At 43.9% G+C, this 12,389-nt stretch carries 11 protein-coding genes; 9 read left to right on the forward strand and 2 right to left on the reverse strand.

Features of this window, described 5'->3' with window-relative positions:
* Positions 1-16 precede the first annotated feature (16 nt).
* Positions 17-988, reverse strand: a complete 972-nt coding sequence (locus AACS00_RS12165) for a TDT family transporter (protein ID WP_110167587.1) — start codon at positions 986-988, stop codon at positions 17-19.
* Between the two features lie 107 nt (positions 989-1,095).
* Between AACS00_RS12165 and AACS00_RS12170 the strand changes: the two genes are divergently transcribed.
* The 3 genes from AACS00_RS12170 to dapD all read left to right on the forward strand — a co-directional run bounded on the left by AACS00_RS12170 (position 1,096) and on the right by dapD (position 3,590).
* Positions 1,096-1,986, forward strand: coding sequence for a LysR family transcriptional regulator (locus tag AACS00_RS12170; RefSeq protein ID WP_072668816.1), 891 nt, complete (start codon positions 1,096-1,098; stop codon positions 1,984-1,986).
* Between the two features lie 90 nt (positions 1,987-2,076).
* A complete protein-coding gene (locus tag AACS00_RS12175) occupies positions 2,077-2,370 on the forward strand; it encodes a YebG family protein (protein WP_072668825.1) in 294 nt (97 codons plus the stop codon).
* Positions 2,371-2,558: 188 nt separating this feature from the next.
* Positions 2,559-3,590 carry a 2,3,4,5-tetrahydropyridine-2,6-dicarboxylate N-succinyltransferase gene (dapD, locus tag AACS00_RS12180; RefSeq protein ID WP_110167588.1) on the forward strand — a complete coding sequence of 344 codons (1,032 nt, stop codon included), beginning with the start codon at positions 2,559-2,561 and terminating at the stop codon, positions 3,588-3,590.
* A 108-nt stretch (positions 3,591-3,698) separates the two neighbouring features.
* Here dapD and AACS00_RS12185 read toward each other — a convergent pair whose 3' ends face one another.
* Positions 3,699-4,799, reverse strand: coding sequence for a GNAT family N-acetyltransferase/peptidase C39 family protein (locus AACS00_RS12185; protein ID WP_072668827.1), 1,101 nt, complete (start codon positions 4,797-4,799; stop codon positions 3,699-3,701).
* An 82-nt stretch (positions 4,800-4,881) separates the two neighbouring features.
* Between AACS00_RS12185 and AACS00_RS12190 the strand changes: the two genes are divergently transcribed.
* The 6 genes from AACS00_RS12190 (at position 4,882) to AACS00_RS12215 (ending at position 12,181) form a co-directional block, all read left to right on the forward strand.
* Positions 4,882-6,333, forward strand: coding sequence for a RimK family protein (locus AACS00_RS12190; protein WP_072668828.1), 1,452 nt, complete (start codon positions 4,882-4,884; stop codon positions 6,331-6,333).
* Between the two features lie 85 nt (positions 6,334-6,418).
* A complete protein-coding gene (locus AACS00_RS12195) occupies positions 6,419-7,354 on the forward strand; it encodes a zinc transporter ZntB (RefSeq protein ID WP_110167589.1) in 936 nt (311 codons plus the stop codon).
* 13 nt (positions 7,355-7,367) lie between these two features.
* Positions 7,368-7,919, forward strand: coding sequence for a gamma-glutamylcyclotransferase family protein (locus AACS00_RS12200; RefSeq protein WP_110167590.1), 552 nt, complete (start codon positions 7,368-7,370; stop codon positions 7,917-7,919).
* A 32-nt stretch (positions 7,920-7,951) separates the two neighbouring features.
* Complete coding sequence (gene chrA / locus AACS00_RS12205) at positions 7,952-9,097, forward strand: chromate efflux transporter (protein WP_110167591.1); 1,146 nt, start codon at positions 7,952-7,954, stop codon at positions 9,095-9,097.
* 97 nt (positions 9,098-9,194) lie between these two features.
* Positions 9,195-10,352, forward strand: a complete 1,158-nt coding sequence (locus AACS00_RS12210) for an HD domain-containing phosphohydrolase (protein ID WP_110167592.1) — start codon at positions 9,195-9,197, stop codon at positions 10,350-10,352.
* 143 nt (positions 10,353-10,495) lie between these two features.
* Positions 10,496-12,181: an AMP-binding protein gene (locus tag AACS00_RS12215; protein ID WP_110167593.1), complete on the forward strand. Its 1,686-nt coding sequence runs from the start codon at positions 10,496-10,498 to the stop codon at positions 12,179-12,181.
* Positions 12,182-12,389 lie beyond the last annotated feature (208 nt).

The raw sequence follows: 12,389 nt of genomic DNA on the forward strand, positions 1-12,389 counted from the left end.
CCCTAATATAGGATGATTATCTTGTCTGACCAGCCAATGAACGAGCTGGAAAATAGAACATCAGGTAACGTAGCGCTACGTATCCAACCACCACGGTGGCCACCATCAGTTCAAAGCTGGCAAGGGCATGAACCTGCTGCACATAGTGAGGATCGAGATTGATGCTTTCCATCCAATGGGCGGTTTTAAATAATGCAGTAGCACCAATCACCATCGGGAAAGTAAACGCGGCATAACCTGGGCTAAAAGGTAAACGCAGTAATTGAGTAAACGCGAGGTAAATAATCGCAGTCATTAATACCGCAATACCAAATAATAGAGCAATGATCACCGGCGAAGGCTCTGCTGTAACCGTTAAATAGCCCGCTAAAGAGAGACTCGCTGGCGCTGCCAAAATCGCCAAAGTGGGTTTGGCCGCATCGGGTACTTGATGGGTAAACATAAAACGATAGATCATCATCGGTAGCATTACCGCATAGGCCAACATACCAAAGATTAAGGTTGCATGAGCAATCGGAGCCAATAGCGGGTTACCAGAAAATGACACATCAGCCACAATGATCCCCACTGGTGGTACAAACCAGCTCGGCACCATATGGTGCAATTCAAACGCTTTAGCACGATGATAAACAAAACTTACCAAGAAGATGACGTGCAATAGCACCGCCAACAACCACAATCCATCACCAAAGAGTGGTGAGAATTGGCCCACTGAATGAGACACGACCATGCACGCCATAGCAAAAGTGGGCACGACACTGCCTACCACAGGATGCGCCAAATCTTGGCGGAGTAAATGATTATGTAAAAGAAACTTGAACGCTAAAATAATCAACAGCACACTGGCTAGCGCTGCGCCAAGCCACTGACCATAGCCTTGTAAATTGGCAAGGTTTTCCCAGCTCCAACCTAAACTGGCAATACCTAATGCCAATCCGGCCATGGGTGTTGGTGCTCCCATCACTTTTGTTTTTGCTGCTTGAATCATACTGACCTCAACCCGGCTTATTATCGCAATACGCGCATGATACCCTTGCTTAACGTTTGAATATATCTGATTATTTATAACCTACGTTCAATAAAACTAAACAACCTATGGCCAGTCCCATTTCGTTAAAACAGCTCAATGTGTTTATGACCATTACTCAGCACAAAACCCTCACTGAAGCTGCCGAGGCACTATTTCTTTCTAAAGCGGCGGTGAGTTCAGCCTTGGCTGAGTTGGAGAAACACTTGGGGCATGCGCTGTTTGATCGCGTCAATAATCGGTTAATCCTCAATCAAGAAGGGCAAAAGCTATTACCTTTAGCCGATGAATTGCTGGGACGCGCCAAAGATCTGCATCATCTGTTTGATCAGCAAAATACCCTCGCTGGCCAATTACGCATTGGAGCCAGTGATACGATTGGTAATCAGTTAGCGCCTTATTTAATTAGCGCCTTTCGCTCACAATACGATCATCATGCACAAAGCCTATTTATTTCTAATTCAGCACTGATTTGTCAAAAACTGGTCGATTATGAGTTAGACGTTGCTTTAATCGAAGGCAAGACCCTGCATCCCCAATTGATTTCGCGTCAATTTAGCCAAGATGAAATGTGTATTATCTGCGCCCCAGATCATCCGCTCGCCACAAAATCGAATGTAACCCTGAGCGATTTTGAACACAGCCAGTGGGTACTCAGAGAGGCTGGCTCGGGATCTCGAGAGTTTTTTATGCGCGTTGTCGCGCCACGTATTGAGCAGTGGCAAGAGAGTTTTGAGCTCAACACTACCGAAGCATTAATTAACAGTGTCTCAGCTGGGTTAGGTTTAGGTTGTCTGTCACAGCTGGCTGCCCACTGCGCATTACAAGATGGGCGAGTCAAGCAACTGACGGTCCCTCTCGATATGCAACGACGCTTTTGGGTGCTAGTGCATAAAGAAAAGTACCAAAGTCCGCTTTTGAAAAGCTTTATCGCCTTTTGTTACCAATCCAACGTTTAGCCTCTCAGTTTGACGGCTTAATCTAGACTTTATTGAATAAAAACTGTATAAAAAGCCAGTAATTATTTAGCACAACATAGAGGATGAACCATGGCCGTCATCGTTAAGTACGTGGTGGAACGCAACGGAGAAGAGAAAATGACTTTTACCTCGAAAGCCGAAGCTGATGCTTATGACAAAATGCTCGATATGGCAGATGAGCTGTTCGAATTATTGGGTAAAAGCGCTCTGATTGAAGATGAAAGTAAGCAAGAAGAGTTAGCGATGTTCTTAGCGCAGAACAAAGAAGACGTGCTGGTCGCGCTCGGTGCCAAACGTAAACCGACGCCACCGAAAAAACCCAAAGCGGTCGAGAGTGATGACTCTGTTGATGATGCTGCTTAACGGATCCGAACCGCTGCTTGCAGCGGTTTTTTTATCCTAGTAAGAGCATCTATCGTTATAAAGACAGACGGTATCGTTGAATAGACGGATAAACGGTTAGCCCTTTCTTCCAAGCTGAACTCTCTTTAAGATAGTTTTCAGCTTGCGGCCTCTGACCGCACAATAAATACAATCAATGGAGAACTTATATGGCGAATTTTGCCCTAGGCTTTGGTACGGCCACACTCAATCGTGACGGAAAAATCATTGAGGCATTTTTCCCTCATCCAGTTCTAAATCCAAGTGATGATTTAATCAAAGTATTGGCTGGTATTTGCAATTATCAATCGGGTAATCAAGTGCTTGAGATCTTACCTGAGCAATGCGGTCAACTGGCTCATGCCTTTGCTAGCCATGCTCAAGCAGACAATGCCGCTTTTGCCAGTAAAGCCGCGTTATCGACTCAACCGCTGATTTTGGTGATCCTCGCGACCGATGAACAACCAAGCTCAATCGCTGAAGGCTTTTTAAAACTACAGCTTATCTCTCATCGCCTTGTGCAACCACACGGCACGGTACTGGATGGCATTTTTGGTCTATTACATAACATTGCTTGGACCAATGAAGGCCCGATTGATTTGCCAGAGCTTGCCGAGCGTCAAATCGAAGCTCGCCTTGCCGGACGTCAATTAAGCATCGATTGTGTCGATAAGTTTCCGAAAATGGTTGATTACATTGTCCCAACCGGTGTACGTATTGCTGATGCGGCTCGCGTTCGTCTTGGTGCACATGTTGGTGAAGGAACCACTGTCATGCATGAAGGCTTTATTAACTTTAATGCGGGTACCACCGGTGTTAGCATGGTGGAAGGACGAATTTCCGCTGGGGTTGTTGTCGGTAATGGTTCTGATATTGGTGGCGGTGCGTCAATCATGGGTACTTTATCTGGCGGCGGCAAAGTGGTGGTTTCGATTGGGGAAAACTCACTACTTGGCGCCAACGCTGGTCTTGGTTTCCCCCTTGGCGATCGCTGCACGGTAGAGTCAGGACTGTATGTCACTGCTGGTACTAAAGTCCGCATGCTCGATAACCAAGGTCAAGAAGTTGAGATCATCAAAGCACGCGAACTCGCTGGTGTCTCCGACCTGTTATTCCGCCGCAATTCGATCACCGGTCAAATCGAGTGTTTAGCCAATAAGTCAGCGGTTGAGCTAAACAGTGAGTTGCATAGCAATAACTGAGTTTCATCCAATGAGTTCAACGGCTTAACCCGTTCGATGATCAAAACAAAGGCCAGCAGATCGCTGGCCTTTGTTATTGTTCTATCGTTTGTTCGCTGATGAGCCTAATTAACCAGCAACATTGGCTGGGCTAATCACCACACAAGCGGTTTGCTTTTGCTTACCAAAGCCGATGATCTGCGACAGGGCTTTTTTACCGACGGGAACATACGCTGAAGCCATCGCATGCTGTTCAGATTCCGCATGAGGATCGTGGAAAAAGAAAAACTTTTCACTCATACCACTTAAAATGATCCAGTGAGGTTCTTTTTTACCATCAAATCGATAGGTACTGATCAATAACAGTACGCAAGCCCCTTGTGTCACCCACGCTTCAAGCTGCTCCTGAGTGGGTGGAGCATCGATCATCGCCACATCTTGATGAGCTAATTGCTCACAAAAATCCAGATGTACTAACTCAATCACCTGCTTTTTATTGAGGTCTCGAACACTATCAATGAAAGGGGTACTTTGTGATTGGCTCCATAACTCGACATGAAAACCTCGTTTCGCTGCGGCTAACGCTAAACCTTGTCCACTACAGCCACCGTGCCCCGCCGCCATGAAAATCGTCGTCGCTTCTCGCCACAACTGAAGCTCTTGGGTGCGGCTCAGTTCAAAAGAGGGTCGCAAGCAAGAGAAACTCATCAATAAGCAAGCGGCGCCACAGGTGAACGGTGTGGTTTGTACATAAAGGGGCATCGGCAGCAAAACTTTAGGCCCATGAGGGGTCAAACGTTTTTGCATCCGACGACCATCACATAAATCGTCGTAATAATGGATCAAACACTTCAAAGTGCGATAACCCATTTTTTCATATAATTTTATTGCTGCTATATTGTCTTCACGAACTTCTAGCCGTAATGTAGTGAAACCTTGATCAAGAGCAGCACGCTCGCATTGTTCAACTAACGTTTGAGCAATCCTCCGTCCTCTGAAATCAGGTTTAACGGCAATCGAATACAACCTTGAGAGCTGTGTACCTTGATGAAATAGTAGCAATGCATATCCAGCTAACTCCGTTCCGGAATCGGCGACAAAAATCACCGAATGGCTAGAATGTAAAAAACGCTTCATTTGACGAGGAGAAATTTTATCTCCATCAAACAGCTGTTGTTCTAACGCATTAAGCGCAGCGAGATCAGTACTTTTCGCAAGACGAAAGTCCATACGACGTCCTTACAGGATGAAAAGAGTGGTTGGCAAGATTGTGACTCAATAATAGACCTATTGATTTAGGAAGAATATAGCGATGGCAAACCTTTTAATCGTGACCGATCAGGCCAGTGACTGGCAACAGTATTTCCCTTCAGAACAAGTCGTCAGCGTTGATCAATATTTAGATGCTGACTGGAAAGCCTCACAGCGCAGCGTACAGGTGGTGAACCTTTGTCGCGATTATGATTACATGAGTACGGGATATTACTGCTCTCTGTTAGCCGAAGCCCGTGGACATCGAGTGATCCCGCGTGTGATGGCAATTAACGATATTAACCAACCGTTTTTACTGTCTTCAGGGCTTTTAAAACTCAACAAACTGTGTAAAAACATCGACGCTATCCACTGTAAAATCTACTTTGGACGCACACCAGAAACAGGGTTAGACAAACTGGCTCAGCGCCTGTTCGAACAGTTTATGGTGCCAGTGATTGAACTAAAAATGACCAAAATTCAGGGGCAATGGCAAATTCACAGCATTGCACCATTCCCTTTTCAAGATCTGCAAGACAGTGAGCAAGATTTCTTCATTGAGTCATTAGAGCTGTTCTCAAGTAAAATCTGGCGCAGACCGAAACAGGAGAAGAAGTATCGCTACGATATCGCGATGTTGGTCGATGAAGAGGAGAAAATGCCGCCTTCCGATCCTTCTGCATTGAAGCGTTTTCGCCGCGCCGCCAACCGATTAGGCATGAACTTAGAGTTGATCTCCCCTGATGACTTGTCTCGTTTGGGCGAATTTGATGGCCTATTCATTCGCGCCACCACCAATATCAGTAACTATACCTATCGTTTTGCGAAAACAGCGGAAAAAATGGGGCTGATCGTGATGGATGATTCAGAATCGATCATGAAATGCACCAATAAGGTATTTTTGACCGAGTTATTACAACGCAATAAAGTTCCTGCGCCGAAGAGTGTTATCGTACAAGGGTTTGATAACGATTGGAAAAACTACTTAATGGGACAACTGGATTTCCCTATGGTACTAAAAATTCCCGATGGTGCCTTTTCTCGCGGTGTGGTTAAAGTTCGTAATGAGCAAGAGCTTGAAAAAGAAGCCAATGCGTTATTTAGCAAAAGTGCGCTTATCTTAGCTCAAGCTTTTATGCCGACGGATTTTGATTGGCGAATTGGTGTAATGAACCGCCAAGCGATTTATGCCTGTAAATACATGATGAGTCGTGGACACTGGCAAATTTATCAGCACCACAGCAGTGGCCGAGTCTCATCGGGTGGATTTGAAACCTTCGATTTAAAGCAGGTGCCTAAATCGGTGGTGGATGTCGCCGTAAAAGCAGCAAACTTAATCGGTAGTGGTCTGTATGGCGTCGATCTTAAAGAGATCGATGGACAGGTTTATGTCATTGAAGTCAATGATAACCCGAGTATTGATCATCAAGTTGAAGATGCGATTCTCGGCGATCTGCTCTACGATCGTATCATGACAGAGTTCTTACGCCGTATTCAGATGCGTGGTTTTTAGTTTATTCTGATTCGATTAACAGCATCCCCAAGTGATGTTGATAACTCATCACTTGGGTTTATTTTATCAAGGACAAGGATTCTCAATGGATTTTCTTCTCGATCATTGGTCTTTTGCCACGACTCCTACGATACAACTTTCTCTGCATCCTCAAAAAATTGAAGCGGAGCACTGGTACCACTGCCAACGAGATAAAGCTGGGTTGCGTGAATGGCTAATCGATAATGCTATTCCTCTTTCTATCATCGATAGTTTACTCGCCGAAGATACTCGACCTCTATTTGAACAGTACGACGAACAACGTTTTCTGCTCATTCTACGAGGGGTTAATTTGAATGATAATGCCGACCCTTCTGACATGCTCAGTGTACGAATTCTCTATTATCATGGCGCCTTGATTACCAGCCGTAAGATATCTTCAAAAACCATTAATTTAATTAGCCAAGCACTACAACAAGGTAATGGACCAAAAAATCTTGCTGAGGTAATACTCGCCATCATTGATGGGCTGAGCAAAAATATTGATGATTATCTCGATACGGTGGAAACCAAAATTGCTCAATTTGAAAGTGAAACCGAACTGAGTGAGCAATTAATCCAAACTCATAAAGCGCTGCTAAAAATTAAGCGATTTATAAAACCTCAACAATATGCCCTTGAAGATTATCAAACCGGTCAAATAGCGATAGCCAAAAGCAAACAATTGAATTTACGCCATAGCGTCAATACCATTACTCGGATTAATGAAACCTTAGATTTTTTTCTGAGTGAGTTGGATATTATCAAAGGAGAATTACGCCAATATCATGCAGAAAAAATGAATCAAAACACTTACTTATTTTCAGTCATTACGGCAATTTTTCTACCCGCGACGTTCCTGACTGGCTTACTTGGTGTCAATGTCGGTGGTATACCCGGTACTGACTCTCCTATCGCTTTTGGGGTCTTTTGTGCTGGCTTACTTGCTATTTTTGTGATGGAATTTTGGATATTGCGCCGTTTGCGTTTTTTAACTCATTAAATAGGAAGTCACTATGTATATTTTCGGTTACGGAAGCTTAATGAACTCAGCTTCACGTCAACTGACAGGCCAGACAGGACAAGCAATTCCAGCGATTGTTCATGGTTTAGTGCGTTATTGGGGAAAAGTGGATGATAGCTATTTGCTTTCACCTTTAGTGGTCACCCCAGGACAAGGACAAGTGAATGGCGTACTACTCGAAGTCGATGAGACTGGATTGGCTGAATTTGATCGCCGGGAGCGAGGATATCAACGAATTGCACTTTCTCATCAACAAATAGACTGTCAGCATCCTCTTAAAACCGATCAAGAGATTTGGGTCTATGTCACCGAACAATATCAACCCCCTTGTCCACGCAGTCCGATTGTCCAAACTTACGTTGATACTGTCCTCTCCGGGTGTTTGGAAGTTTCTGAAGCGTTTGCTCGCCATTTTGTCGACCATACCTTAGGCTGGCAAGCGCCATGGGAAAATGATCGGTCCATGCCTAAATATGGCAACTTAGCCGGAGTTAACGCCACTGACCTTGAACACATCGATCAACTGATTGCTCAGGTTCGTTAAATATTCGATTCGCGATTGGGACGATGAACAAGATGTGGGAAATATTCATACGATTTTTTACGCTCGGTTGGATAAGTTTTGGCGGCCCAGCGGCGCATATTGGCTACTTTCGACACACGTTTGTTGAAAAATTGAAGTGGATAAACGATCAACAATATGGACAGATCGTCGCTTTAAGTCAGTTTTTACCCGGCCCAGGTTCAAGTCAAGTTGGCTTCGCCATCGGCTATCAGAGAGGCGGATTACTGGGCGCTGGTTTAGCCTTTATTGGCTTTACTCTCCCGTCAATCATGATCATGATTTTACTCGCCACTTTCAGTCGTCATTGGCTTGATACATCACAATATGCGCTACTGATCCATGGATTAAAACTGCTCGCTGTCGTAGTCGTTGCCGAAGCAACATGGGGAATGTATCAAAACTTTTGCCGAACAAAAACCACCGCCAGCTTGGGGCTGTTAAGTGCCGTTATTTTGTTGTGTTTTCCCGGTATTTTACCGCAAATATTGGTCATCATTCTGGCGGCCATCATCGGTATCGTCTGGCTAAAGAAGCCTCATCTTACAGCCACTCTCACTCCATTTCACCCAACGTGGTGGCCTTTAGTTTTATTTGTAGCGATTTTATTTGGCCTACCATGGCTAGTCAGCTCAAGTGCGAGTTTACTCTTATTCGAACAGTTTTTTCATGCTGGTAGCTTGGTATTTGGCGGTGGTCATGTCGTCATGCCTCTGCTGCAAAATTTGTTAGCCGATCAAATAAGCAGCGATATTTTTCTGGCTGGTTATGCCGCCGCTCAAGCAGTACCCGGCCCAATGTTTACACTGGCAACGTATCTGGGTTACTACTTGCTACCCGCATCGCCTGTCACTGGTGCCATCATCGCGACCATCGGTGTCTTTTTACCGGGATTTTTACTGCTTTTAGGCGTACTCAAACACTGGCAAAATCTTGCCAATCTTCCCTCCGTTTCAGGCGCTCTCACCGGAGTCAACGCATCCGTAGTCGGATTATTACTCGCCGCTCTTTATCAACCGGTGTTTATCAGTGCTGTATTCAACGTTGTGGACGTCGCATTAATACTGATTGGTTTATGGTTACTTAAAATCATGAAATGGCCAATTCTTGGATTAGTCATGTTCTACCTGACAACCGCGCTTATTCGCTTCTTTTTGTGACAAAATGAAGCAATTTTTTGTACATCAAACAAGGTGAATTCTAAGGGATCGCCTAGACTTACTAGAGACGATGATGACACCACCGCAAGGAGGGCGCATGAACACGCATCATGAAGGAGAAAAGCCTAGCTTCTTTGCTAAAGTGGGCACACTCAACCAACAGTTAACCGATATCCATCAACGGATGCTAACGGTCGAGCCAAATATCGCTCGTATCTCCTTCGCTCTATTCGATGAAGAGAGCAACGAGTTAAAAACTTATGCTCATAGTGATAATCAAGGGAGTGAGCTACTCCATTACTCACTCTCGCTCGATAATCTGCCAAGTTTAAAAGCGTGTTCACAATCTGGTGAAGTTCGCTATCTCAATGATATTTCAGTCGAAGTTAATCATACCACTCCGCATAGCCAATGGTTATTTGAACAAGGTTTTCAATCATCAATGACCTTACCGGTTTACCATGATCAAACCTTCATTGGTTTTATTTTTTTAAATTCAAAACAAAAAAATACCTTTAGCCCAGAAAAATACGCACAACTCAAATCGTTTATCGATATTGTACGTTTTGTCATCAGCTCAGAATACGATTTGGTTCAATCGCTACTCAATGCAACCAAAGCCATTAATGCTAAATCGCCTGAACACTGGTTAGATTCAAAAGAACATAAAGAGCGTATTAGCCGCTATGCGCGTGTCATAGCTCTAGAAGTAGCAGCGGTCTACCAATTGGATGATGAGGTAATAGAAAATATCAGCCAGTTTTCTAAATGCCATGATATTGGCAAACTGGCCATTCCAGCAGAATTACTGAATAAACCTTGTTCACTCGGTCAGGATGAAAGACAGCAACTCAATCAACACATCGAAAAAGGCATTGAGATCATCAATGATATTATTGATGATATTGGTGCTCCAGAACATCCAAGTATCGCCGTACTCAAAGAGATTGTTGCCTACCATCATGAGTTTCTTGATGGCAGTGGTTATCCTTATGGCTTAACACAAGAAGCCATTCCTATCTCCGCTCGTATTATTGCTGTCGCAAATATTTTCGATGCACTAACGAGCCATCGCCCCTACAAACAAGCTTGGTCTGTTCCATTTGCCTTGTTGGAACTAGAAAAAATGGTTGTATCCGGTAAGCTAGATAAACATTGCGTTAACGCGCTGCGTTATCATCAAGATTATTTAAAGCGGGTTAGCGAGACTTATCCAGAACTCGATCCGAAAGATAGAGAATCCCCAGCTTCTTAACTTGAGTAATTTTTGTGAGGTATCACTCTGTTGTCATTAACAAATGTGAGTTAATTAACCTTCATCACTCCAATAGCCATGCTACTATTTACAAAATTTTAACATAAATAGAATAGCCATTGCCTCATACATGGAGTTAGAGAATGAATCCGTTAACAAATCCAAGTCAAACTAAGTGTGCTCTCCCGCCCCCTAATGAAATGATCTTAACTTGGGCACAAACTCGTCCTAACGAAGTTTACTTGAAACAAATTATTAATCGGCAGTTTGTTGAATACACCTTCGCTCAAGTCGCTGATCAAGCGCTACGTCTCGTTTCAGCACTACGCGCCCTAGGTGCAGAACCTGGTGATAAAGTGGCGCTTATATCAAAAAACTGCGCTGAGTGGTTCATATGTGATTTAGCAATCATGCTCGGTGACTATGTTAGTGTGCCCATTTTCCCAACGGCGAGTGCTGATACGATTGAATATTGTGCTAGCCATAGTGAAAGTAAAATAGTCATTGTCGGTAAATTAGACGATGGTAAGGCTACCGCCCAAGTTTTAGCTAAAATGCCAGAGCTGATCAGCATTGCTCTACCATACACTTCAGCACCAGCGTGCCAGCATCAATATTTAGACTTGATTGCTCAGTATCCACCCAGTGAAGAACGGCCTGAACATTATGATGAAAAACTGATGTCGATAGTTTATACCTCTGGGACCTCGGGCGTACCAAAAGGTGCAATGCTGACCTACGGTGCTTTTGCTTGGGCAGTGCAACAATTGATCGCCCAAATCGGTATTCAAAAAGATGATCGCCTGTTTTCTTATTTGCCTCTCGCACACATCACAGAACGTGTTTACATTCTTGGCACCTCTATTCAAGGCGGTGTTTTAACCGCTTTTCCTGAATCGTTGGATACTTTTATTGAAGATGTGAAAATGCATCGCCCAACGTTGTTTATCTCTGTTCCAAGGCTCTGGACGTTGTTCCAACAACGTATTCAAGACAAACTTCCGCAGAAAAATCTGAATATTTTGCTCAAGATTCCCTTTATAAATAGCTTAATCAAACGCAAATTAGCGGATGGTTTAGGACTGGATAAAGCACGAGTACTGGGTTGTGGATCTGCACCGGTCTCACCTGCCTTGTTAGAGTGGTATCACAGCCTTGGCTTAAATATTACTGAAGCATGGGGAATGACCGAATCATTTGCCTACAGTACGATCAATTACCCCTTCCGAGCCGATAAGATAGGAACGGTTGGCCATGCTGGGCCAGGAGTTCGCTTAAAAATTACCGATGACGGTGAGATACTCGTTCATAGTAAAGGGGTATTTTCTGGTTACTACAAAAATGACATTGCTTCCAAAGAAGCCTTTGATGCTCAAGGTTGGTTACACACCGGAGACTTAGGTTCAATTGACTCTGATGGTTATCTGACGATCCAAGGACGAATCAAAGATACGTTTAAAACAGCCAAAGGTAAGTTCGTTTCTCCCGTCGCCATTGAGAAAAAACTGTATGAATACAGTCGAGTAGAGATGCTGTGTTTAATTGGCTTAGGGCTACCAGCGCCGATACTTTTGGTTGTACCACATAATTTCTCTGATTTTGATCGAGAGCGGTATGAGCGCACGACGAAACGCGTTATCGAAAAAATGAATACTCAACTCGAATCTCATGAGCAGATAAAAGGCGTATTGATGATCAAAGATCCGTGGAGTATCGATAATGGTATTCTTACCCCAACATTGAAAATTAAACGTCATGTCTTAGAGCAAAAATATCATGATATGGGCCAGAACTGGCCTAAAGACCAACTCGTGGTTTGGGAAGAGTAATAACGATATTCTCCCTTTTAGGTAAGTGAAAAAGGAAAATAAGAGCTCCTAATCCCCGATCTTATCACTGAAGACTTTGCCCCCAGCGCCATTAGTTATGGTTGGGGGTATTCTAATTCTTCACTTATTCCTTACCCTTTATAATACAAAAACCATAAACAAAACGCCCCGAACAGCATTCACTGTTCGAGGCGTTTTTAGCGCTTAA

It is taken from the genome of Vibrio sp. 11986-1-5, from assembly GCF_963878025.1.
Classification (GTDB): Bacteria; Pseudomonadota; Gammaproteobacteria; order Enterobacterales; family Vibrionaceae; genus Vibrio; species Vibrio injensis.

Excerpts from the sequence above, each read along its gene's own strand:
- AACS00_RS12165 (WP_110167587.1), bottom strand. The coding sequence starts at position 988 with ATGATTCAAGCAGCAAAAACAAAAGTGATGGGAGCACCAACACCCATG.
- AACS00_RS12170 (WP_072668816.1), top strand. The coding sequence starts at position 1,096 with ATGGCCAGTCCCATTTCGTTAAAACAGCTCAATGTGTTTATGACCATT.
- AACS00_RS12175 (WP_072668825.1), top strand. The coding sequence starts at position 2,077 with ATGGCCGTCATCGTTAAGTACGTGGTGGAACGCAACGGAGAAGAGAAA.
- dapD (WP_110167588.1), top strand. The coding sequence starts at position 2,559 with ATGGCGAATTTTGCCCTAGGCTTTGGTACGGCCACACTCAATCGTGAC.
- AACS00_RS12185 (WP_072668827.1), bottom strand. The coding sequence starts at position 4,799 with ATGGACTTTCGTCTTGCGAAAAGTACTGATCTCGCTGCGCTTAATGCG.
- AACS00_RS12190 (WP_072668828.1), top strand. The coding sequence starts at position 4,882 with ATGGCAAACCTTTTAATCGTGACCGATCAGGCCAGTGACTGGCAACAG.
- AACS00_RS12195 (WP_110167589.1), top strand. The coding sequence starts at position 6,419 with ATGGATTTTCTTCTCGATCATTGGTCTTTTGCCACGACTCCTACGATA.
- AACS00_RS12200 (WP_110167590.1), top strand. The coding sequence starts at position 7,368 with ATGTATATTTTCGGTTACGGAAGCTTAATGAACTCAGCTTCACGTCAA.
- chrA (WP_110167591.1), top strand. The coding sequence starts at position 7,952 with ATGTGGGAAATATTCATACGATTTTTTACGCTCGGTTGGATAAGTTTT.
- AACS00_RS12210 (WP_110167592.1), top strand. The coding sequence starts at position 9,195 with ATGAACACGCATCATGAAGGAGAAAAGCCTAGCTTCTTTGCTAAAGTG.
- AACS00_RS12215 (WP_110167593.1), top strand. The coding sequence starts at position 10,496 with ATGAATCCGTTAACAAATCCAAGTCAAACTAAGTGTGCTCTCCCGCCC.